Source organism: Cellulomonas sp. Leaf334, assembly GCF_001424195.1.
Classification (GTDB): Bacteria; Actinomycetota; Actinomycetes; order Actinomycetales; family Cellulomonadaceae; genus Cellulomonas.
Genome location: NZ_LMOO01000007.1, coordinates 97423 through 119734, shown reverse-complemented (window position 1 = coordinate 119734; position 22312 = coordinate 97423). Strand labels below are relative to the sequence as shown.

At 72.7% G+C, this 22312-nt stretch carries 24 protein-coding genes; 14 read left to right on the top strand and 10 right to left on the bottom strand.

Features of this window, described 5'->3' with window-relative positions; translation table 11 throughout:
• Positions 1–68 precede the first annotated feature (68 nt).
• Positions 69–680, bottom strand: a complete 612-nt coding sequence (locus ASF78_RS17015; protein WP_056592191.1) for a TetR/AcrR family transcriptional regulator — start codon at positions 678–680, stop codon at positions 69–71.
• Positions 681–823: 143 nt separating this feature from the next.
• Between ASF78_RS17015 and ASF78_RS17010 the strand changes: the two genes are divergently transcribed.
• The 9 genes from ASF78_RS17010 (at position 824) to ASF78_RS16970 (ending at position 10282) form a co-directional block, all read left to right on the top strand.
• Entirely contained in the window at positions 824–2416 is a 1593-nt protein-coding gene (locus tag ASF78_RS17010) for a carboxyl transferase domain-containing protein (protein ID WP_369816344.1), read from the top strand.
• A 5-nt stretch (positions 2417–2421) separates the two neighbouring features.
• On the top strand, positions 2422–4347 hold the full coding sequence (locus ASF78_RS17005) for a biotin carboxylase N-terminal domain-containing protein (protein WP_056592186.1): 1926 nt from the start codon (positions 2422–2424) through the stop codon (positions 4345–4347).
• On the top strand, positions 4344–5519 hold the full coding sequence (locus ASF78_RS17000; RefSeq protein ID WP_056592183.1) for an acyl-CoA dehydrogenase family protein: 1176 nt from the start codon (positions 4344–4346) through the stop codon (positions 5517–5519). Before ASF78_RS17005 ends, ASF78_RS17000 begins: the two co-directional genes overlap by 4 nt.
• Positions 5516–5983 (top strand): MaoC family dehydratase, encoded by a 468-nt coding sequence (locus ASF78_RS16995; RefSeq protein WP_056592181.1) that lies wholly within the window; start codon positions 5516–5518, stop codon positions 5981–5983. The genes ASF78_RS17000 and ASF78_RS16995 overlap by 4 nt, the downstream gene beginning before the upstream one ends.
• Entirely contained in the window at positions 5971–6774 is an 804-nt protein-coding gene (locus ASF78_RS16990; RefSeq protein WP_156374204.1) for a CoA ester lyase, read from the top strand. Before ASF78_RS16995 ends, ASF78_RS16990 begins: the two co-directional genes overlap by 13 nt.
• Before the next feature lie 107 nt (positions 6775–6881).
• Positions 6882–7382, top strand: a complete 501-nt coding sequence (locus tag ASF78_RS16985) for a helix-turn-helix transcriptional regulator (RefSeq protein ID WP_056592176.1) — start codon at positions 6882–6884, stop codon at positions 7380–7382.
• Positions 7383–7412: 30 nt separating this feature from the next.
• On the top strand, positions 7413–8213 hold the full coding sequence (locus ASF78_RS16980) for a M23 family metallopeptidase (protein WP_056592173.1): 801 nt from the start codon (positions 7413–7415) through the stop codon (positions 8211–8213).
• Between the two features lie 15 nt (positions 8214–8228).
• Positions 8229–8771, top strand: a complete 543-nt coding sequence (locus ASF78_RS16975; RefSeq protein ID WP_056592170.1) for a putative glycolipid-binding domain-containing protein — start codon at positions 8229–8231, stop codon at positions 8769–8771.
• A 248-nt stretch (positions 8772–9019) separates the two neighbouring features.
• Positions 9020–10282 (top strand): alkaline phosphatase, encoded by a 1263-nt coding sequence (locus tag ASF78_RS16970; RefSeq protein WP_200940640.1) that lies wholly within the window; start codon positions 9020–9022, stop codon positions 10280–10282.
• A 41-nt stretch (positions 10283–10323) separates the two neighbouring features.
• On the opposite strand, the gene ASF78_RS16965 is transcribed toward ASF78_RS16970, so the two are convergent.
• From ASF78_RS16965 to ASF78_RS16950, 4 genes are all read right to left on the bottom strand, one after another.
• A complete protein-coding gene (locus tag ASF78_RS16965; protein WP_056592164.1) occupies positions 10324–11148 on the bottom strand; it encodes an alpha/beta fold hydrolase in 825 nt (274 codons plus the stop codon).
• Positions 11149–11217: 69 nt separating this feature from the next.
• Positions 11218–11526 carry a DUF5808 domain-containing protein gene (locus ASF78_RS16960; RefSeq protein ID WP_056592161.1) on the bottom strand — a complete coding sequence of 103 codons (309 nt, stop codon included), beginning with the start codon at positions 11524–11526 and terminating at the stop codon, positions 11218–11220.
• A gap of 57 nt (positions 11527–11583) precedes the next feature.
• Positions 11584–12453 carry an alpha/beta fold hydrolase gene (locus ASF78_RS16955; protein ID WP_056592158.1) on the bottom strand — a complete coding sequence of 290 codons (870 nt, stop codon included), beginning with the start codon at positions 12451–12453 and terminating at the stop codon, positions 11584–11586.
• A 61-nt stretch (positions 12454–12514) separates the two neighbouring features.
• Positions 12515–14353, bottom strand: a complete 1839-nt coding sequence (locus ASF78_RS16950; RefSeq protein ID WP_162243370.1) for a family 43 glycosylhydrolase — start codon at positions 14351–14353, stop codon at positions 12515–12517.
• Between the two features lie 202 nt (positions 14354–14555).
• On the opposite strand from ASF78_RS16950, the gene ASF78_RS16945 reads away from it, so the two are divergent.
• Positions 14556–15995: a dicarboxylate/amino acid:cation symporter gene (locus ASF78_RS16945; RefSeq protein WP_056592153.1), complete on the top strand. Its 1440-nt coding sequence runs from the start codon at positions 14556–14558 to the stop codon at positions 15993–15995.
• 54 nt (positions 15996–16049) lie between these two features.
• Here the strand turns inward: ASF78_RS16945 and dinB are convergent, their stop codons facing one another.
• Positions 16050–17240 (bottom strand): DNA polymerase IV, encoded by a 1191-nt coding sequence (gene dinB, locus ASF78_RS16940; RefSeq protein ID WP_369816343.1) that lies wholly within the window; start codon positions 17238–17240, stop codon positions 16050–16052.
• A gap of 52 nt (positions 17241–17292) precedes the next feature.
• Between dinB and ASF78_RS16935 the strand changes: the two genes are divergently transcribed.
• Positions 17293–17670 (top strand): VOC family protein, encoded by a 378-nt coding sequence (locus ASF78_RS16935; RefSeq protein ID WP_056592147.1) that lies wholly within the window; start codon positions 17293–17295, stop codon positions 17668–17670.
• A gap of 229 nt (positions 17671–17899) precedes the next feature.
• On the opposite strand, the gene ASF78_RS16930 is transcribed toward ASF78_RS16935, so the two are convergent.
• Positions 17900–18280 (bottom strand): YciI family protein, encoded by a 381-nt coding sequence (locus ASF78_RS16930; RefSeq protein WP_056592144.1) that lies wholly within the window; start codon positions 18278–18280, stop codon positions 17900–17902.
• A complete protein-coding gene (locus tag ASF78_RS16925; RefSeq protein WP_056592141.1) occupies positions 18277–18882 on the bottom strand; it encodes an NTP transferase domain-containing protein in 606 nt (201 codons plus the stop codon). The genes ASF78_RS16930 and ASF78_RS16925 overlap by 4 nt, the downstream gene beginning before the upstream one ends.
• 53 nt (positions 18883–18935) lie before the next feature.
• On the opposite strand from ASF78_RS16925, the gene ASF78_RS16920 reads away from it, so the two are divergent.
• Positions 18936–19397, top strand: coding sequence for a 2-oxo-4-hydroxy-4-carboxy-5-ureidoimidazoline decarboxylase (locus ASF78_RS16920; protein WP_056592138.1), 462 nt, complete (start codon positions 18936–18938; stop codon positions 19395–19397).
• Positions 19394–19726 (top strand): hydroxyisourate hydrolase, encoded by a 333-nt coding sequence (gene uraH, locus ASF78_RS16915; RefSeq protein ID WP_056592135.1) that lies wholly within the window; start codon positions 19394–19396, stop codon positions 19724–19726. The genes ASF78_RS16920 and uraH overlap by 4 nt, the downstream gene beginning before the upstream one ends.
• 4 nt (positions 19727–19730) lie before the next feature.
• On the opposite strand, the gene ASF78_RS16910 is transcribed toward uraH, so the two are convergent.
• Positions 19731–20204 carry a nucleoside deaminase gene (locus tag ASF78_RS16910; protein WP_056592132.1) on the bottom strand — a complete coding sequence of 158 codons (474 nt, stop codon included), beginning with the start codon at positions 20202–20204 and terminating at the stop codon, positions 19731–19733.
• The gene (pucL, locus tag ASF78_RS16905) at positions 20201–21094 is read right to left on the bottom strand and encodes a factor-independent urate hydroxylase (protein WP_056592130.1); all 894 of its coding nucleotides are present in this window, start codon (positions 21092–21094) and stop codon (positions 20201–20203) included. Before pucL ends, ASF78_RS16910 begins: the two co-directional genes overlap by 4 nt.
• A 130-nt stretch (positions 21095–21224) precedes the next feature.
• Between pucL and ASF78_RS16900 the strand changes: the two genes are divergently transcribed.
• Positions 21225–22229 carry an XdhC family protein gene (locus tag ASF78_RS16900; RefSeq protein WP_056592127.1) on the top strand — a complete coding sequence of 335 codons (1005 nt, stop codon included), beginning with the start codon at positions 21225–21227 and terminating at the stop codon, positions 22227–22229.
• Positions 22230–22312: the final 83 nt, after the last annotated feature.

The window sequence follows — 22312 nt, the reverse complement described above, 5'->3', positions numbered from 1 at the left end:
CGACGGTCGCCGGGGCACGTCGTCCGGGACCAAGCCATGAGCGCTGCGGCTGCCTCCCACGGCGACACTCATGGCTTGGTCGCCGTCCGGCCCAGCGCGGCCAGGGCCATCTCCTCCAGGAGGGTGCGCGTGCGGGCGGGGGTCACCGCGCGGGCGCTGTGCGGGGTCGAGTTGAGCAGGCCGAACGTCGCCTGCGCGCGCAGGCGGAGCTCGGCGCGGTCCGCGGTCGGGCTGAGGCGGGCGAGCACGTCGACCCACAGGTCGACGTAGCGACGCTGCAGGTCGCGGACCGACTCGCGGGCCTGCGGGGTCAGGGCGGCGAGGTCGCGGTCCTGCACGCGGATGACGTCGGGGTCGCGCAGGGCGAAGTCGACGTGGAAGCGCACGAGCCCGACGAGGGCCGACGCGTCGTCGTCGGACGACGACACGACGGTCCTCCCGCCCGCGAGCAGCCCCTCGCTCACCCCGACGAGCAGCGCCGCCAGCACCGCCTGCTTGCTCGGGAAGTGGCGGTACACCGCCGGCCCGCTGACGCCGACGGACGAGCCGAGGTCCTCGATCGAGACACCGTCGAAGCCGCGACCGGCGAACAGCCGGGCGGCCTCCGAGAGCAGGGCGTCGCGGCGCGCGGCCTTGGCGCGCACACGCGCCGTCGGGGGAGCGTCGAGCTGGTTGGACATCGGTTCCTGCTCTCGGGCGAGTGGTGTGCCGCGGGCGGCCTGTCGTGGACAAGCGCCCGATCGCAGACTAGCCTCATTTCAGTTAGCGATCGCTAACTCAGTTCGTCTCTCCCACCACCCCCGCGGAGACAGCGTCGATGGAGATGCTCAGCACGGCAGCCGACCCTGCCGGAACCTCGTTCGCAGCGAGCGACGCGTCCCAGCGCGCCCTCGTCGCAGAACTGAGAGACCGGCTCCGGACCGCGGCGCAGGGCGGACCGCAGCGCTCGCGGGACCGGCACGTGGCCCGCGGCAAGCTGCTCCCGCGCGAGCGGATCGACGTGCTCCTCGACGACGGCAGCCCGTTCCTGGAGGTCGCGCCGCTGGCCGCCGACGGTCTCTACGACGGTGAGGCCCCCGGCGCCGGGGTCATCGCGGGGATCGGGCTGGTGCACGGCCGGCACGTCATGGTCCTGTCCAACGACGCGACCGTGAAGGGCGGCACCTATTACCCGCTGACGGTCAAGAAGCACCTGCGGGCGCAGGAGATCGCGCTCGAGAACCGGCTGCCCTGCATCTACCTCGTCGACTCCGGCGGCGCGTTCCTGCCCAAGCAGGACGAGGTGTTCCCGGACCGCGACCACTTCGGCCGGATCTTCTTCAACCAGGCGCGGATGTCCGCCGAGGGGATCCCGCAGGTCGCCTGCGTGATGGGGTCGTGCACCGCGGGCGGTGCGTACGTCCCGGCGATGAGCGACGAGACCGTGATCGTGCGGGGGCAGGGCACGATCTTCCTGGCCGGGCCGCCCCTGGTGAAGGCGGCGACCGGTGAGGTGGTCACGGCGGAGGACCTCGGCGGCGGCGAGCTGCACGCGCGGACCTCGGGGGTCACGGACCACCTCGCGGAGAACGACGCGCACGCTCTGCAGATCGTGCGGGACATCGTCGCGACGCTGCCCGTCCCCACCGACCGGGCCTGGACCGTCGAGCCGAGCCGGCCCCCGAAGGTCGACGAGGGCCAGCTCTACGGCGTCGTGCCGACCGACCTGCAGACCGCGTACGACGTGCACGAGGTCATCGCGCGACTGGTCGACGGCAGCGAGCTGCACGAGTTCAAGCGCGAGTACGGCACGACGCTGGTGACCGGGTTCGCGCGCCTGCACGGGCATCCCGTGGGGATCGTCGCCAACAACGGCGTGCTGTTCAGCGAGTCCGCGCTCAAGGGTGCGCACTTCATCGAGCTGTGCGACCAGCGCGGCATCCCGCTGGTGTTCCTGCAGAACGTCAACGGGTTCATGGTCGGCAAGGACTACGAGGCCGGGGGGATCGCGAAGCACGGCGCCAAGATGGTGACGGCCGTCGCGACGACGCGCGTGCCCAAGCTGACGGTCGTGATCGGCGGCTCGTTCGGGGCCGGCAACTACTCCATGTGCGGGCGGGCGTACTCCCCGCGGTTCCTGTGGATGTGGCCCGCGAGCCGGATCTCCGTCATGGGCGGCCCGCAGGCGTCGTCCGTGCTGGCCACGATCCGCCGCGAGCAGCTGGGCGACGAGTGGTCCGCCGAGGACGAGGAGGCGTTCAAGGCGCCGCTGCGCGAGCAGTACGAGACGCAGGGCAGCCCGTACTACTCGACGGCGCGGCTGTGGGACGACGGGATCATCGACCCGGCCGACACCCGACGCGTCCTCGGGATGGCCCTCGACGTGTGCGCAGGAGTCCCTCTGAGCGAGCCCCGCTTCGGGCTCTTCCGGATGTGAGCGCCATGTTCTCCACCGTGCTCGTCGCCAACCGCGGCGAGATCGCCTGCCGGGTCATCGCGACCCTCCAGAGGCTCGGGATCCGGGCCGTCGCCGTCTACACGGACTCGGACCGCGACGCCCTGCACGTCGAGCGCGCCGACCGTGCGGTCAGGATCGACAGCTACCTGTCCATCGACTCCGTCGTGGCCGCAGCACAGGGCGCCGACGCGATCCACCCCGGCTACGGGTTCCTCTCCGAGAACGCGGACCTCGCGCGGGCGTGCGAGGCGGCGGGCATCGTGTTCGTCGGCCCCGGCGTCAAGGCGCTGGAGGTCATGGGGGACAAGATCCGCGCCAAGGAGCACGTCAGCGCCGCGGGCGTGCCGGTGATCCCGGGCTCGTCGACGGTCGACGCCGCGGCCGCCGAGCGCGTCGGGTACCCGCTGCTGGTCAAGCCGTCGGCGGGCGGGGGCGGCAAGGGCATGACCGTCGTCGAGCGGGCCGAGGACCTGGCCGACGCCCTCGTGGGCGCCCGCCGGGTCGCCGCGGCGGCGTTCGGCGACGACACGCTCCTGCTCGAGCGGCTGGTCAGGCGCCCGCGGCACATCGAGGTGCAGCTGCTGGCCGACGAGCACGGTGCCGTGATCCACCTCGGCGAGCGGGAGTGCTCGTTGCAGCGTCGGCACCAGAAGGTGGTCGAGGAGGCGCCGTCGCCGCTGCTCGACGAGCCGACGCGCGCCCGTATCGGCGAGGCCGCGTGCGAGGTGGCCCGCACCGTCGGGTACGTGGGCGCGGGGACCGTCGAGTTCCTCGTGTCCGACGAGGCGCCGACGGAGTTCTTCTTCATGGAGATGAACACGCGGCTGCAGGTGGAGCACCCCGTCACCGAGGCGGTCACCGGGCTGGACCTGGTCGAGTGGCAGCTGCGGGTGGCCGCGGGGGAGTCGCTGACGCTCACGCAGGCCGACGTGGTCCTGACCGGTCACGCCGTCGAGGCACGCGTCTACGCGGAGGACCCCCTCCGGGACTTCCTGCCGTCGGCCGGAACCGTGCACGTGCTCGACGAACCGACCGGCGACGGCATCCGCGTCGACAGCGCGCTGCGGGAGGGCCTGGAGATCGGGTCCGCGTACGACCCGATGCTGGCCAAGGTGATCGCGTGGGGACCCGACCGGGCCACGGCGATCGCGCGGCTGGACGCGGCCCTCTCCCGCACGACGATCCTCGGGGTCCGGACGAACGTGTCCTACCTGCGGCAGATCCTCGCGGACCCCGACGTGCGTGCGGGGCGGCTCGACACGGGGTTGCTCGCGCGGCGGCACGACGGCCGGGCCACAGGGGCCGACGCGATCCACGTCGTCGCGGCAGCGCTGTCCCGGCACCACGTCACCGAGGGCGCGTGGGCGTCCGACGGCTGGCGGCTCGGGGCACCCCGGCCGACCCGCTACGAGGTCGGCGACGTCGAGGTGTCCGTCCTCGGCGACACCGTGGCGATCGGCGACGCCGACCCGGTCCCGGCCCGACTCGTGCGACGCGGGCCGGACGCCGCCGACCTGGAGCTCGACGGCGTCGTCCACCCGCTGCGCCTGGTGACGAACGGGTCGGTCACCTGGGTCGGCGACCAGGGCTCGGCGTCCGAGCTCCGGTTCCGCACCCGCGTCGAACGGCTCGCCGACGACCTGGCGGCCCTCACCCACGGCACGCGCCCCGTCGACCCGCAGGTGCGTTCCCCCATGCCCGGCACGGTCGTCTCGGTGGAGGTGGGGACCGGCGACAGCGTCGTCGCCGGCCAGATCCTCCTCACCATCGAGGCGATGAAGATGGAGCACCGGGTCGTCGCGCCCAGCGACGGCATCGTCACCCTCACGGTCCGACCGACCGACCAGGTGGCACTCGACCACGTGGTGGCCACCATCACCGGCCACCCCGACGAAGGGACCCCGGCATGACCTACGACCTCACCCCCGAGCAGCAGAAGCTCCGCGACGAGGTGCGCGACTTCGCCGACACCGTCGTGGCCCCGGCCGCCTACGAGTACGACACGAAGCGTGAGCTCCCGTACGAGATCCTCGCCCAGATGGGGGAGATGGGGCTGTTCGGTCTGCCGTTCCCCGTCGAGTACGGCGGGCAGGGCCGGGACTACGTCGACCTGTGCCTGGCCGTCGAGCAGCTGGCGCGCGTCGACCAGTCGATCGCCGTGACGCTGGAGGCCGGGGTCGGGCTCGGGGCGATGCCGGTGTGGCGCAGCGGGACGGAGGCGCAGAAGCGGGCGTGGATCCCGATGCTCGCGCGGGGCGAGGCGCTCGCGGGGTTCGGGCTGACGGAGGCCGACGCGGGCTCCGACGCGGCGGGCACGAAGACGATCGCGGTGCTCGACGGCGGCGAGTGGGTCATCAACGGGACCAAGCAGTTCATCACCAACTCCGGGTCGAAGATCACGAGGCTGGTGACGATCACCGCGGTGACAGGGGAGAGCGTGCGCGCCGACGGGTCGGTGAAGAAGGAGCTCACCGCGATCCTGGTGCCCAGCGGCACCCCCGGGTTCACGGTGCTGCCCGCCTACGACAAGGTCGGCTGGCACACCTCCGACACCCACCCGCTGCTGTTCGAGGACGTGCGCGTGCCGGAGGAGAACCTGCTCGGGGAGCGGGGGCGCGGGTTCGCCCAGTTCATCCAGACGCTCGACGAGGGCCGCGTCGCGTTCGCCGCGCTCTGCACGGGCGCCGCCCAGGGCTGCCTGGAGGAGGCGATGCGGTACGCCAGGAGCCGCAACGTGTTCGGTCACCCCATCGGCGAGAACCAGAGCATCGCGTTCACCATCGCCCGCATGGAAGCCCGCGTGCACTCCGCCCGCCTGGCGTGGCTGGACGCCGCCCACCGGCTCGTCGCCGGCCAGCCGTTCAAGCTGGAGGCGAGCCTGGCGAAGCTCATCGGCAGCGAGGCGGCCATGGACAACGCGCGCGACGCGACGCAGATCTTCGGCGGGTACGGCGTGATGAACGAGAACCCCGTCGCGCGGCACTACCGCGACTCGAAGATCCTGGAGATCGGCGAAGGGACCACGCAGGTGCAGCTCATGGTGATCGCGCGCGAGCTCGGCTTCACCGGCGCGCCGCGATGACGAGAGACATCGAGCAGCGCGGGCTGTACTACGAGGAGCTCGAGCTCGACGTCCGGTACGTGCACCGGCCCGGACGGACGATGACCGAGGCGGACAACGTCCTGTTCTCGACGCTGACCATGAACCCGCAGGCCCTGCACCTGGACGCGGCGTGGTCGGCCGAGCAGCCGTTCGGGCAGCGGCTGGTCAACTCGCTGATGACGCTGTCCGTGCTGGTGGGGAGCTCGGTCCCACAGCTCACGCAGGGCACGATCGTCGCGAACCTCGGGTTCACCGACGTCCGGTTCCCGCACCCGCTGTTCCACGGGGACACGCTGTACTCGTCGACCGTCGTGACGGACAAGCGGCTCTCGTCGTCGCGGCCCGGCCAGGGGGTCGTCACGCTCGAGCACACCGGTCGCAACCAGGACGACGTCGTCGTGGTCGTCGCCATGCGCACGGTCCTGTTCTGGTGCCGCCCGTGAGAGGCCCGGCGCTGCTCTTCTGCCCGGCTGACCGCCCCGAGCGGTACGCCAAGGCTGCCGCGCGGTCGGACACCGTGATCCTCGACCTGGAGGACGCCGTCAACCCGTCGGACAAGGCGGTGGCTCGCGCCCACCTCGCCGCGAGCACCCTGGACCCGGAGCGGACGGTCGTCCGGGTCAACCCCGTCGGCACCGACGACCTCGAGCAGGACCTCGTCGCGCTCCGGGCGACGCCGTACCGCACGGTCATGCTCGCCAAGACGGCGTCGGCCGCCGACGTGCACGTGCTGGCCAGGTACGACGTCGTCGCCCTCATCGAGACCGCCGCGGGCGTGGTGCACGCGGCGGACATCGCCGCGCAGCCCAACGTCGTCGGGCTGATGTGGGGTGCCGAGGACCTGGTCGCGTCGCTCGGCGGGACGTCCAGCCGGCGAGCCGACGGGTCGTACCGAGACGTCGCCGTCCACGCGCGGTCCGTCGTCCTGGTGGCCACGGGCGCCTACGGGAAGGCCGCGATCGACGCGGTGCACCTGGACATCGGCGACGTCGACGGGCTCGCCGCCGAGGCGTCCGACGCGGCGGCGAGCGGGTTCACCGCGACCGCGTGCATCCACCCGTCGCAGGTCGACGTGATCCGCGCGGCGTACCGGCCGACCGACGCGGAGGTCGAGTGGGCGCGCGGGGTGCTCGCCGCGGCGGTCGGGCAGCACGGGGCGTTCCGGTGGGAGGGGAGGCTCGTCGACGGACCGGTGCTCAAGCACGCGGACGCGGTGCTGCGGCGGACACCCTGACGTCGTCAGGTGTCGGCCGATCGGCCTGCACGGACCACTGCTCGATGCGCGTCCCTCGGCGCCCTCGTGCGGTCGCAAGAATTACGTAATCTCGATATCATCGAGATATGACCGATGACGACGACCGCCTCGCTGCGCTCGAGCAGCGCGTCGCGGACCTCGAGAGGGCACGCCAGCGACCCGTGTCGGCGCACGTGCCCGACCCGGACGTCTTCTGGGCGCTCGACGGGCTGCAGGAGCGGGTGGGCGAGCCGGGGGCCGTGCTGCTCACCGGAGCGGTGACGCTGCCCGACCGTCGCGTGGCACGGTGGCAGTCGGCGGCCGGCACGGACGAGCTGCTCGACGAGGACTGGTCCGACCACGCCGACGTGTTCGCCGCGCTCGGCCATCCCGTGCGGCTGCGGCTGCTCGGCAGGGTGCTGTCCGGTGTCGGCACCGCCAACGACCTGATGGACACCGAGGGTGTGGGGACGAGCGGGCAGGTGTACCACCACCTGCGCCAGCTGGTCGCGGCGGGCTGGCTCCGCGCGGTCGGCGGCGGGCGGTATGAGGTGCCGGTCGCCCGCGTGGTCCCCCTGCTCGTCCTCGTGATGGGAGCACGACGATGAAACGCACGATCGACGCTGCAGACCTGGTGGGTGCGGCTGTTCGTCCTGGCGGTGGTCGCCAACCTCGCCCTCGACATCCCGAGGCCGTGGGACCTGGCTCTCATGGTGGTGCCCGTGCTGCTGTTCCTCGTGCGCCCACCGCGCTCGGAGCACGCACCCGTCGACCTTGCGCCACCGGTGCGCGGTCGCTGGGTGGCGCTGAACAGCCCCGGGACGTCGGTGCCGAGCCACGGCGTCAACGCGTACGGACAGGCGTACGCGGTCGACCTGCTGCAGCCGTCCCCGTCCGCGCCGACGAGGACCGGCTGGTCCCCCCGGACGCGCCGTCCGGAGTCCTACCCGTCGTTCGGTGCACCCGTGCACGCGATGGCGGCGGGGACGGTCGTCGAGGCTGCCGACCGGCAGCGGGACCACCGCGGCCGGGACACCTGGCCCGCGCTCGTCTGGATGATGACGGCGGAGGCCCTCGTGCGGGAGGTCGTCGGCGCCCCGCTCATCCTCGGCAACCACGTGGTCGTCGAGCACGGTGACGGCACGTTCGCCGCATACGCACACCTGCGCCGCGGCTCGGTGACGGTGTCCGTCGGTGACCGGGTGGTCGCCGGGCAGCCGATCGCCGCCGTGGGGAACACCGGGAACACCTCCGAGCCGCACCTGCACGTGCAGGTGATGGACCGTCGTCGGCTGACCGCGGCCGCGGGCATCCCCATGCGCTGGCCGGAGCTCGTCGTCGACCCGGACGTGCTCGACGAGCGCTGGGCCACCGGATCACCGAAACCGACCGCGCTCGCGGACTTCCCGGCGAACGGCCAGGTGTTCGACGCCGCCTGAGAGGGGGGACAGCCCATGCTTCCGTCGTTCGCTGCGTGGCGCTTCGTCGACGCCGTCGACGGGTTCGAGGTGGTGTACCTGGAGCCGGGTCGGCTGCGCGGGCACACGTCCGCGGTCGAGGACGGCCGGGCGTACGCGGTGACGTACGAGATCACGCTCGACGACGGGTGGGTCGTCCGGGAGGCGAGCGTCACGTCGGACACCGTGGTGGGGCTCCGCTCCGTGCACCTGCTCTCGGACGGTCGGGGTACCTGGACGGTCGACGGTGCACCCGCACCCCACCTGGACGGGCTCGTCGACGTCGACCTCGAGGCGTCGGCCTGCACCAACACGCTGCCCGTCCATCGGCTGACGATGCCCGTGGGCGAGGTCGTCGCAGCGTCCGCGGTGTACGTCCAGGCGTCCGACCTGGCGGTCCGTCGGCTGGACCAGACGTACCGACGACTGGACGACCACCGCTTCGCGTACACGTCGGAGGGCGGGTTCGAGGCGGTGCTCGACTACGACGACACCGGCCTGGTCGTGGACTACCCGGGGATCGCGGTACGGTTCGCCTAGCCTGCGTCGACCGGGAGCAGCACTCGACGCCGGCCGCCTGCGCGGCGCCACCGCGGCGGCCTCCAGGTCGTCGTCTGCCGCCCGCCGCGGCCGTAGGTACCGCCCCGGGATGCGCGTTCACCCGAACGGTCGAACGATGGACGGCACGGTCCAGAACCGGGCCGACGCCGAGAGGGACGACGAAGTCCGAGGGACGGCACACGATGCTCAACTCACGACGCACTTGGGTAGGAGCCGGCAGCGCAGCCGTGCTCGCAGCAGGGCTCACCACCACCGGGATCGCCGGTGGCGGTGACCGCGACGAACGGGACCACGGCCGCGGCGGTGACCGGGCCGTCGCGAAGAACGTGATCTTCATGGTCGGCGACGGCCTGAGCCTCGCAGCGCGGGACGCCACGCGGCTGGCGACCGTCGGCAAGGACGGGCAGCTGCAGATGGACTCGCTGCGGTACGCCGGGTGGACGCACACCGACTCGCTGGACCCGGAGGAGGCCGTCACCGACTCGGCCGCCGGCGCCACGGCGTTCGCGGCAGGCGTCCTGACCTACAACGGCGCGGTGTCGGTGGACGTGGACGGCAACCCGGTCAAGACGCTCCTGGAGCACGCGAAGGACCTGCGCAAGGCGACCGGGCTGGTCACCACGGCGCAGGTCACGGACGCCACTCCCGCCGCGTTCGGGTCCCACGTCCCCGACCGCGGCGACCAGAGCGAGATCGCCCGGCAGTTCATCGAGGTGACCAAGCCCGACGTGATCCTGGGCGGCGGAGAGGACTGGTGGTTCCCCGAGGGGAACCCCGGGGCGTACCCCGACGACCCGGCGGACCCCCGGCCGGAAGTCAGCCGGAGCCGGTTCGGGAACCTCGTCGAGAAGGCCGAGGCCGGGGGCTACGACTACGTCAGCACCCCCGGCGAGCTCGCTGCGACGCGGTCCGACAAGGTCCTCGGCCTGTTCGCCAACGAGGAGATGTTCGAGCAGTTCCCGGAGGGGCAGGGCGACGAGTACGCCCCGGTGGTGCCGCTGACGACCATGACCGCGAAGGCGCTCGACATCCTCTCGCGCGACCGGCAGGGGTTCTTCCTGCTCGTCGAGGAGGAGGCCATCGACGAGTTCGCGCACGCCAACAACGCTGCTCGCACCCTCCAGGCCGGGCAGGCCCTCGACGCGACCGTGGCGCTGGTCCGCGAGTACGTCGCGAAGCACAAGGACACCCTGGTGGTCGTCGTCGGCGACCACGAGACGGGCGGGCTGGCGATCGAGAACGTCGACCCGGACGACGAGTCCGGCGACACCGCGAGCACGGATCCCGGGGTCACCCAGAGCCTCGAGGACGGCCCGTTCCCGATCGCGGACAGCGACCTGGAGTTCACGGTCGACTGGACGACCGGTGGCCACACCGGTGCGGCCACCCCGCTGACCGCGGAGGGCCCGCAGGCGGAGCGGCTCGCTCGCGCGCAGGACAACACCGACGTGTTCACGGTGGTGCTGGACGCGATGCGCGGACGGCGCTGACGCACGACGAGGGCGGCCGCACGGCCGCCCTCGTCATCCGCTCAGGACCGGAGGAACTCCAGCAGGTCCGCGTTGATCGTCGCGGCCTCCGTCGTCGGCATCCCGTGCGGGAACCCGGCGTACGTCTTCAGGGTGCCGTTCTGGAGGAGCTCGGCGGACAGGGGGCCGGAGTCGGCGTAGGGGACCACCTGGTCGTCGTCACCGTGCATGACGAGCACGGGGACGGTGATCTTCGTCAGGTCCTCCGTGAAGTCGGTCTGGGAGAACGCGACGATGCCGTCGTAGTGCGCCTTCGCGCCGCCCATCATCCCCTGGCGCCACCAGTTCTCGATGATCGCCTCCGACGGCTCGCGGCCCGGGCGGTTGAACCCGTAGAACTGGGTCGCGGCCAGGTCACGGTAGAAGCTCGACCGGTTGGTGGCCACCTGCTCCTGCAGCCCGTCGAAGACCTCCTTCGGCAGGCCGCCCGGGTTCGCCTCCGTCTGCACCATGATCGGCGGGACCGCGCTGATCAGCACCGCCTTGGCGACCCGGCTCTCGCCGTGCCGCGCGATGTAGTGCACGACCTCGCCACCCCCGGTGGAGTGCCCGATGTGGACGGCGTCGTGCAGGTCCAGGTGCGCGGTGAGCGCCGCCAGGTCGTCGGCGTAGTGGTCCATGTCGTGGCCGTCGCTCGTCTGGGTGGAGCGGCCGTGTCCGCGGCGGTCGTGCGCGATGACCCGGTACCCGTGCTGGAGGAAGAACAGCAGCTGTGTGTCCCAGTCGTCGGCCGACAACGGCCAGCCGTGGCTGAAGACGAGCGGCTGGCCCGAGCCCCAGTCCTTGTAGAAGATCTCCGTGCCGTCCGTCGTGGTGATGGTGCCCATGAACGTCCTCCCGTGGCTCGGTCTCGCAGACCCTCCCGAGCGTAGGTGCGGCTCACAGGCCCCGCAGGGTCAGCCGGCGGCGGCGACCCGCTGCCGGGCGAGCTCGACGAGCCGGCCGACGTTCAGGGTCCACCCGACGCCGAACACGCGCGGGCTGATCAGGTGTGCACCCTCCGGGTCCCACATGCGCTCCTTGACCCGCGCGAGGGTCGGGACGCGGAAGTCGTACGGCACGAAGCCGAGGACGCCGTTCCACGTCCGTTCCTCGGGCGGCGTCCGTAGCTCCTTGACGACGGCCGCGACCGCCACCGCCAACGTGATCAGCCGGATCAGCTTCTGGAGGTCCATCCCTGTCGCGCGCTCGTCCTGCGATGCCATCTCGACTCCTTGGTCGGCGGGTGATCGCCCCATCGTCCACCCGCTGGGCCCCCGCGCTCAGCCTGCGGCGTCGAGGATCTCGCGCAGCCGCGCGGCGAACGCCTCCGGCTGGCCCTCCTGGCCGAACTCGCCACCCAGGAAGCCGCCGTGGTTGCTGGGGAACACGGTCAGCTCCTGACCGAGCGCGTCGGCCAGTGCCGCCGACGTGCGCCACGTCAGCGTGTCGTGGCTCTCGATGCCGCCCGCGACGACCACGCGCGCCGAGCCGGCGGTCAGCGCGGCGACGTCGGGCCGGTAGGCCGTGACCGCGTTGGACGCACCCGACAGCAGAGGGTCGACGCGGGACCCGTCGTCGTCGGCCGGCAGGCCGAACGTGGACGCAGTGGGGAGCTCGCGGCCGAAGTCGGACGTGAACTCGCCCTGCACGGACGTCAGGGCGATGAACGCCGCCATGCCCGCACCCCAGCCGCGATCGCGGTACACCTCCTGGACGCGCCGCTCCGCGGCGAACGCCTGCTCGGCGTCGGGCAGGACGGCGAGCACGGGCGGTTCGTGCGCGACGAACGTGCCGACGTCGTCGGGGTACGTCGCCACCAGGTGCAGCCCGGTCACGGCGCCGCCGCTGCTGCCGAACAGGTCGACGGTCCCGCCGAGCTCCCCGATGAGCGCGTGCAGGTCCTCGGCCTGCTGCTGAGGCGTGTTCGTGACGTCGCCGTCGCTGCGCGTGCTGCGTCCGAGCCCGCGGGGGTCGTACGTCACGATCGTCCGGTCCGGGAGCCAGGAGGCGAGGGTGCCGAAGCCCGACGCGTCCATCGGCTGGCCGACGAGCAGCAGCGGGAGCCGTCCGTCGGCCGCCGGGAGCGCACCTCGGACGTCGTAGGCGAGGGTCGCTCCGGGCACGTCCAGGGTCTGCGTGGTCTTCGGCACGGTGTGCTCCTGTCGGGCGGTGGATCCGGTCAGTATCTCGTCGCCGACAGGCTCTCGCAGGTCAGGGCAGCAGCACGCGCACCGCCTGCGTGGTCCCGCCGCTGCTCAGCGACCAGGTCCCGTCGTCCGTCGGCAGCAGCGTCCAGGTGCCGCACCCGGCGCCGTCGCGCGTGCGGACCAGGGTCAGGTCGGAGCCCAGGCACGCGACCTGCCCGCGCTTGACGTCGGCCTCGACGTTGCGGACGGTGTAGCCGGCGGTCCCGGGCACGGACTCGACCTGCCACGTCTGGCACGCCCGTGTGTCGCGGGGCTCGAAGGCGACCCTGCCGGCGCCGGGACCGTGCTGCGCACTGCACCGCGTCACCCCCAACGTCCGGTTCGCGTCCGTCGGGCTCGCCAGCAGCACCTCGCCGACCGGTTCGATGCGGAACTGCTGGTCGGTGCCGCCCGTCGGCGTGCTGATCGCCACGTCGGCGCCCGCCACCGGTCCGCCCTGGACCGTCCAGACGCGGTTGCCCGGCAGCACGCTGGCGATCGTCGTCCAGCCGTCGCCTGCCGCCGCGAAGCTCCACCGCTGGCAGTCGTTGTTCGGCAGGAACCCGAGCCACCCCCACTGCGCGACGGTGCCGCCGTCGACGTTCTGGCACGCGCCCACCTCGGCGACGTTGTTGCTGAACCGGTTGAGGAGCCGGGTCCCGGTGCCGCGGTCCGAGAGCTGCCACTGCTGGCAGGCGTTCTCGAGGTCGTGCCAGAGGGCGACGTTGGCGCCCTCGTACCCGCAGCCGGCGTTCTCGACGACCGCTGTGCCGTCGCGCGGCACCAGCTGCACGAACGGGTCGCCGTGGCCGATCGAGCGGCTGGGGTTGATCGGGTCGCTGATGACGGGCCAGCCGTCCTTGCCCCAGGTCAGCGTGCGGACGTTGAGGCGGGGCGCTCCGCCGTCGGTCGCGTCGTAGTAGTGGTTGACGAAGTACCCGGTACGGCCGTTCTTGTCCATGAGCAGGTCGCCGCCGCCGGCGCCGACGAACTCGTTGTAGCCGCGCAGGATCTCCGTGCCGCCCTTGCCGCCGAGCAGCGGGACTCCGTCGGCGTCGACGTAGGGACCGGTCAGTGCGGCCGAGCGGCCGACGATCGTGCGGTAGTCGCTCTCGACGCTGCGGCAGCAGTAGTCCCAGGACACGAACAGGTAGTAGTACCCGTCGTGCCACGCGATCGTCGGGTTCTCCTCGGCGTTCGGCGCGAACTGGCGCTGGGCGATCTGGACGGGCTGCGCACCGTCGGCGGGCTTGCCGGTGGCGACGTCGATCGGGATCACGTGGATCCCCGAGAAGAACGAGCCCCACGAGAGCCAGGTCGCACCGTCGTGGTCCACGACGATGTTCGGGTCGATCGCGTTGAACGTGTCGACGCCCGGCTGCGAGCGGACCACCAGGCCGCGGTCCTCCCACTGTGCGTTCGCGAGGGTCGGCGACGTCAGCAGCCCGATCACCGAGTTGTTGGTGCCGAACTGCGACACCGCGTAGTAGAGACGCCACTCCGTGCCGGACCAGCTCAGGTCGGGCGCCCAGGCGTCGCGCGGGGCGTTCTCCGGAGTGACCCCCAGCGACTCCAGGACCCAGGCGGGGAGCTCGGTGATCGCCGGGCCCAGCTCCTCCCAGTGCACCAGGTCGCGCGAGCGCTTGAGCGGCAGGTACGTGTCGTCGAAGGCGGCGTCACCGGTGATGGCGACGTAGTACCAGCCCTTCTCCTTGACCATCGTGGGGTCGTGCGCGATGGGGTCGACGGGCCGGGCGGCGGGCGGCCGGGGGTGCCCGCCGGCCGACGCGGGGCTCGCCGGGCCGATCAGGCCGAGCAGGCTCGCGATCACGATCAGGACCAGGGCCAAGGGAGTGCGCTTCATCGGGATTCCTCGTCTTCCACGTCCTTGTGGGGGTTCACCGGTGGACATACTGGCAGATTTCTACAACGTTGCACAGGGCTTCTCTACAACGTTGCACATCTGCCCGGCGGTGTGATCACCGTCTCGGAAGAGACGCCGGGGTGGACCGGTTGCGAACGGAGGCTGGAGACACCGGCCGCCGCCACACCCCCCGGGGAGCCCCGTGTCCGAGACCACCACGCAGCGCCGTCGCCGGCTGCACCTCCCGTCCTTCTCCGTCCAGGTCCTGCTCGGCCTCGGCCTGGGCGTCCTGCTCGGCTGGGTCGCGCTGCAGATGGGTCCCACCGCCGGGGAGCCGAACTGGCTGACCACCACGCTCGACACCATCGGCACGTCGTTCGTCACGCTGCTCAAGGCGATCGTGCCGCCGCTGGTCTTTCTCGCGATCGTCGCGTCGATCGCCAACCTTCAGCAGGTCACCAACGCCGCGCGGCTCGCCTGGCAGACGCTGCTGTGGTTCGCGATCACCGCGGCGATCTCCGTCGCCATCGGCATCGGCCTCGGCCTGGTCTTCCAGCCGGGGAACAGCTCGACCCTGAGGCCCGAGGCCGGGTCCGAGGTGGGCACCAGCGGCAGCTGGCTCGACTTCCTCAACGGTCTGATCCCGAGCAACTTCCTCGGCCTCGGCGCCAGCACGCAGGTCGCCGACGACGGGACCCTTACCACCGGCATCTCGTTCAACGTGCTGCAGATCGTGGTCCTCGCGATCGTCGTCGGCATCGCCGCGCTGCGCAGCGGGAAGGCCGCCGAGCCGTTTCTCGGCTTCACGCGGTCAGCGCTCGCCGTCGTGCAGAAGATCCTGTGGTGGGTCATCCGCCTCGCGCCGCTGGGCACCCTCGGCCTCATCGGCCGCGCCGTCGCGACCTACGGCTGGGACCTCCTGGCACCCCTCGGGTCGTTCGCCGTGGCGATCTATGTCGGCCTGGCGCTCGTCCTGCTCGTCGTCTATCCGGTCATCCTGCGCAGCAACGGGCTCGGCATCCTCAGCTTCTTCCGCGGCGCATGGCCCGCGATCGAGCTCGCGTTCGTCTCTCGGTCCTCGATCGGCACGTTGCCCGTGACGCAGCGCGTCGTCGAGCGCAACCTGGGCGTGCCGCGCTCGTACGCGTCGTTCGCGGTGCCGCTGGCGGCGACCACGAAGATGGACGGCTGCGCCTCGATCTACCCGGCGATCTCCGCGATCTTCGTCGCGCAGCTGTTCGGCATCGACCTGTCGATCACCGACTACCTGCTCATCGCGTTCGTGTCCGTGGTCGGATCCGCCGCGACCGCCGGCCTCACCGGGGCCGTGGTCATGCTGACCCTCACCCTGTCGACCCTCGGTCTGCCCCTGGCGGGCGTCGGCCTGCTGCTGGCCATCGACCCGATTCTCGACATGGGCCGCACGGCCGTGAACGTCGCCGGGCAGGCACTCGTGCCGACCGTCGTCGCGAAGCGCGAGGGGATCCTCGACGTGGAGCGGTACGCGTCGGCGTCCGCGGAGGACCTGTTCTCCGACGACGACCGTGCCGACGGCTCCACGGACAACCCCGCCGACGACGCGTACGACGACATCGCCCCCGAGGCCTTGCCCGACCACCGAGCGCCAGCGTCCGTGTCCTGAGGCACGCGGGGCCGCGGCCCCACGCGTCCGGCAGTGGCCGCGGCCGGTGCTGCCTCACGCGTCCGGAAGCAGCGGCACCGCGATCCCCTCGCCGCGCCGCAGCAGGCTCGCGCGCACCACCGCCTGCGTACCGAACCGCACTGCGACCGCGTCGACCGCCTCGTCGAGCCCGCCGTGGTCGGGGTGGTCGAGGGGAAGGGCCAGCTGCACGAACCGGTCCGACGACAGCCCCGTCAGGGCGACGCCCACGAGCGTGATGCCGCGCTCACGGATCAGCGGCGCGGCGGCCTCCAGCAGGCCCAGGGCCGCGGCGGCGATGTCCTCGGACGAGTCCGTGGCAGCCGCGAGCGACCGCGACCGGGTGGCCTTGGTGTAGTCCTCGAACCGCAGCCGGAGCACGACCGTCCGCGCGATCCGGTCCGCCGTGCGCATCCGTCGGCACACCCGGTCGACCAGCCCGAGCAGTGCGGCCCGGACGAACGCCTGGTCGTGCGGTCCGTGCCCGATCGCGCGCTGCGCACCGATGGACCCGCGCGACCGGCCGACCACGACCTGCGCGGGGGTGTGCCCGTGCACGACCGCGTACAGGTGCCGCCCGCCGGCCGGTCCGAGCGCCGCGACGAGCACCGACTGGGGGAGCAGGGCGACGTCCCCGGCGGTCCGCAGGCCGTACGCGTGCAGCTTCGTGGCCGTCACCTCACCGACGCCCCAGAGCATCTCCACCGGCAGCGGGTGGAGGAACGTGTCCTCGTCGGCCGGCAGCACGAGCAGCAGACCGTCCGGCTTGGCCACCCGCGACGCGACCTTGGCCAGGAACGGCGTGCGCGCCACCCCGACCGTGATGGGCAGGCCGACGACGTCCCGGACCTGCGCGCGCAGCCGCGCCGCGATGTCGACCGGCGGGACGTCGATCTTGTGCAGGCCGCCGACGTCGAGGAACGCCTCGTCGATGGACACGCCCTGCACCAGCGGCGTGGTCTGGTGGAACAGCTCGAACACGGCCTTGCTGGCCTCGACGTAGGCGTCGAACCGCGGCCGCACGATGATCAGGCCCGGGCACAGCGCGCGTGCCTGCCGTCCACCCATCGGCGTCGTCACGCCGCGGCGCTTCGCCTCGTACGAGGCCGCCAGGATCACCCCGCCGCCACCCACGGCGACCGGCCGGTTGCGCAGGCGGGGGTCGTCGCGCTGCTCGACGGACGCGTAGAAGGCGTCGAGGTCGGCATGCAGGATGGTGGAGCGCACGAACACATGTTCGAACCTACGTCTGACATCCGGCCGACACTAGGGTCGCGTCATGCACCGGATCATGCTCCGCGAGGTCATCATCGACGCACCCGCGGCGGACATCGACACCGTCACCGCGTTCTGGGCAGGGGCGCTCGACGCGACCCCGCACCCGATCCCGGGCGAGCCCTTCGTGGCGCTGCGAGGCGCCGCGGCGCTGCCGCACGTGGCCACCCAGAGCATCGGCGGTGACGACGGGCCGCGCGTCCACCTCGACCTCGAGACCGACGACCTCGACGCCGAGATCGCACGGCTGGAAGGGCTCGGTGCCACCGTCCGCACGCGCTACGCCGACTACGCGGTGATGGTCGACCCCGTCGGGCTGCTCTTCTGCCTGCTGCCGCCGGTGTCGGAGGAGTTCGCGACGCGGTCGAGGCCCGTCGGGTAGCTCCTCAGTCGTAGAACGGCGGGAGGAGGTCGGCGGAGTCGTCGTCGGTCTCGATCAGGACGGTGCGGTCGGCCGTGGTCTGCCGGCTCGCGTCCGGCAGTCGCCACCAGGGTGCGTTCACACGAACGATCCTGTCGGGGGCGACCGGCGGCGACCAGGGACGTTCGACCTGGTCAGCGGTGCCGCCGGAACGGCCCTCCCCTCCACGTCGGGGCGCTCCGGCAGACGCTCACTCCCAGACGTACGCCGGCCGCAGCTCCGCGATGCTCCCCGGCCCGGCGAACTGCGCCGCGACCTCCTCCGCACGCTCACGCGTGGCGCAGTCGACCAGGAAGAACCCGGCCAGGTGCTCCTGCGTCTCCGCGTACGGGCCCTCGCTGGCCAGGGAGTCGCCGCTTCGCCAGCGGTACACGGTGGCCGACGCGGGGTCGGCGAGGGCCTCCGCCGTGACGAGCTCGCCGCTCGCGGACAGCTCCCCGAGCAGCCCGTCGAACCGGCGGTCCGCCTCGTCGTGCTCGGCGACGTCCAGGGCGCGGCCCTCGTCGGTGAACCGGGACGTCGGGTGCGCCCACGGCTTGGGGTCGGAGTGGATGAGGATCAGGTACTTCACGGTGGGCCTCCTGGGTCGGGTGCAGTCGGGGCATGACGTGGGGGCTCCGCGTTTCTCGACACGTCCTCGTCGAGCCCGTCGTGCAGGTCGGCGCACTCGACCTCGACGACGTCGTGCACGACCAGGTAGCCGCGCGCACCGCGGTCTCCCGAGAGCGTGTCGGACAGCCGGGCCCAGTGGTCCGCGCCGATGAGCACCGGATGACCCGGGCGCCCGTCGTAGACCGCCTGCCGGAGCGTGCGCCGGTCCCACGCCGTCGTCAGGCGCTCGACGACGCTCACCGGGGTGCCGGGCAGGTCCACGAGCGTGACCACGACCGCGTCGCCGCCCGCGTGCGCGAGGCCCGTGCGCAGCGACTCGCCCAGCCCGTCCACCCACCGCGGCGCGACCACCGCCGTGACCCGGGCGTCGTCGGGGACCAGCTCTCGCGCCTCGTCGGCCGCCGCGCCCAGGACCACCACGACGCGGGCGCAGCCGCCGTCGAGCAGCAACCGCACCGCGTCGGCGAGCCACGGCACCACCAGCGCCTTCGAGCCGCCGTGCCGCGTGCCCGCCCCGGCCGCGAGCACGATGCCGCTGAGGCTTGCGTCGGTGGGAGGCACGTCCCGTACGGTGCCAGTGCGCGCGTGCGGAGCGCTACCGGGAGGCGGCCTTGATGATCGACGACGGACCCGAGACACGGACGCTCCTGGCGACCGCCCTGCACGTCACGCGCTGGGTCGACGAGGTCGCGTCCGGCTGCCCCTACCCCTCGCTCGACGCGCTCGTCGGGGTCGCGGACCTCGCCGCCCGGCGGCTGACCCCGGCGGAGGTCGACGAGGCCCTCGCCGCCCACCCCCGGATCGGCGAGAAGGCGAGCGGGCTGAGCAGCGCCGAGCAGGCCGCGTCCGCCACCGACGACCCCGCGCTGGTCGAGGCCATGGCCGTCGGCAACGAGACGTACGAGCGGCGGTTCGGTCGCATCTTCCTCATCCGCGCCGCCGGCCGCAGCCGCATGGAGATCCTCACCGAGCTGCACCGCCGGCTCGGCCTCTCCGACGCCGAGGAGGCCGCCGTGGTCGCCGACGAGCTCCGTCAGATCGCGCTCCTGCGCCTGCCGACCCTGTTCGCCTCATGAGCCAGCTGACGACGCACGTCCTCGACACCACCCTCGGCCGGCCCGCCGCCGGGATGCCCGTGACCCTGGCGGTCCTCGTCTCCGGGACGTGGACCGAGCTCGCCGCCGGGGTGACCGACGACGACGGGCGCGCGCGGTCGCTCGGTCCGGACGCGGTGCCGCCCGGCCGGTACCGGTTCGTGTTCGACACGGCGGCGTACTTCGCGGCGACCGGGCAGGTGGGGTTCCACCCCGAGGTCGCCGTCGTGTTCGACGTGGCCGACGACGCGCACCACCACGTGCCGTTGCTGCTCAGCCCGTTCGCGTACTCGACGTACCGCGGGAGCTGACCGCTCAGTACTCGTCGCGGGTCGGCCGGGCCAGCCACGCGTCCATCGGTGTCGACGCCGTCGGGACCCGGTGCCCGAGCACGGGCATCGGCCAGGTCGCGGGATCGGACTCGAACAGGTCGTAGAAGACGCTGTCGTCGAAGCCCGCGCGAGCGGCGTCGGTGCGGTCGGCCGCGAAGACGACCCGATCGACCCGCGCCCACAGGCACGCGGCCAGGCACAGGGGGCAGGGCTCGCAGGACGTGTAGACGGTCGCGCCCGCCAGCGAGAAGGTCCCGATCGCCTGGCACGCCGCGCGGATGGCCAGGACCTCCGCGTGCGCGGTCGGGTCGTTGTCGCGCGTGACCCGGTTCTGGCCCGCGCCGATCACGACCCCGGCGCGCACCACGACGGCGCCGAAGGGACCGCCACCGTCGGCGACGTTGGCCGTGGCGAGCGCGATGGCCTGCGACAGCCAGCTCTCGTCGTCGGGGGTCACGGCGCACCCACCGATCGCGTCCAGGCGTCGCCCGCGGGTGGTGCGCCGTCCCGGACGACCACCGCCTCGATCAGCCCGTAGGGCCGGTCGGCCGCGAAGAAGACCTCACCCGGGTTCTCGAGCCCGAACGGGCTCAGGTCCGCGAGGAAGTGGTGCTTGTTCGGTGCGGCGAACCGGATCTCGACCACCTCGGCGACGGCGTCGAGGACGGCCTCGCCCATCTGCCACAACGTCTGCTGCAGCGCCAGGGAGTGCTGGGTGGCGAACGTCGTGAGCAGGACCTCGCGGACCCGGGCGTACGTCCCGTCGAAGTCGACGTCGGTCCCCGCGTACCGCCACTGGGCCACCAGCGACGTCGCGAGCACCCGGTCCGACGTCTCCGGGAGCGTCGTGTACCCGTCGGTGAGGAAGCCCCGGAACTGCGAGCCCGTGGACTTCAGCACGGTCAGGTCCTTCAGGCCCGCGATCACCGTCGTCCCGTCGGCGTCGGCGGTCACCGAGGCCGTCCGGACCTCCTGCCCGCTGCGCACCCACGTGTGGTCGTGCTCGACACCGTCGACGACGACGCGGACCCACGCGTACTCCTCGACGTCGACCCGCGCGCCGGCGACGGGGACCACGTCGTCGACGAAGTGCCGCGCCAGCAGGGTGGCGAACGCGTCCGGCGACGACACGCCGTGCTCCTTCGCGTACGCGAACGCCGTGTTCCTCTGCGTGTCCGTGGGCAGCACCGCCGACTGGTCGCCGTCCAGGTACGCGGCCGCGAAGTCCCCGCGCAGGGCCGTCGAGACGTTGAGGTCGCGGATCTCGTGGCGTGGCGTGTCGCGCACGATCCGGACCACACGCGTCTCGGCCTTGCCGTACTGGTGGGCGTGCAGACGAGCCGTCATGGCCGCAGTGTGCCCGGCTGATGTGACATGCGCGTTTCCTCCTGGACGATGGGCCGACGCTACTCGGGGCGCCCCGCCCGCGGTCTAGGCTCGTCGCACCCTGTGCCCCGTCGCGTCCGGGAGGTGCGCCGTGCTCGAGATCGCCGGACGCCTGCTGGCCACGCTGACCGCCGGCCACCGGGTCGCCGCCGCCACCGTCTTGTCGATGACCGGCAGCGCCCCCACCGTCGTCGGCACGTCGATGGCCGTCGACGACACCGGCGCCGCGCTCGGCAGCGTGGCCGGGGGATGCGTCGAGGGCGCGCTGTACGACCTGTGCGCCGCGGTGCTCGACGGTGCGCCGCCGGGCGTGCAGGAGTACGGCGTGACCGACGAGGACGCGTTCGCCGTCGGCCTGACCTGCGGCGGCGTCCTGCGGGTGCACGCCCGCGAGCTCGGCCCGGCCGACGTCCCCGTGCTGGCGGCGGCGGCCCGCGGGGACGAGGTCGTGCTCGTGACGGCGCTCGACGGCCCGCTGCCGGACGACGTGCCCGTGCCGATGCGGTCCGGCATCGTTCGCGTCCAGGGCCCCGACGGGGGGATCGAGGTGTTCGTCGAGGTCGCGTCGGCGCCACCCCGGATGGTCGTCTACGGCGCGCTGGAGTTCTCGTCGGCGCTGGCCGTCGTCGCTCGAGCGGCGGGCTTCCGCGTCACGGTGTGCGACGCCCGGGCCGTGCTCGCCACACCGCGCCGTCATCCCGGAGCCGACGAGGTGGTCGTCGACTGGCCCGTCCGGCACCTCGCGCAGCAGCGGCTGGGCCCGCGCGACGTGGTGTGCGTGATGGCGCACGACGACCGGTTCGACGCCGACCTGGTGCTCGCCGCGCTGCGGTCCGGGGCGGGGTTCGTGGGAGCGATGGGGTCGCGCCGGACGCAGACCCGGCGCGTCGCGGAGCTCGTCGCGCGGGGCATCACCGACGACGAGCTGGCCCGCCTGCACGCCCCGATCGGCCTCGACCTGGGCGCGTCGACCCCGGGCGAGACCGCCGTCTCGGTCCTCGCCGAGGTCCTGGCCTCCCGCACGGGCGCCACAGGCCTCCCGCTGACGGACCTGGCCGGCCCGATCCACCGCCCAGCCCCGACACCGCACCCCTGACACCCACTCGCCCCGACGCTCCTCCTCCCACCTGCGGACGTCCGCAGACCCGGTCGTCAGGACGCGCGAACCTGCGGACGTCC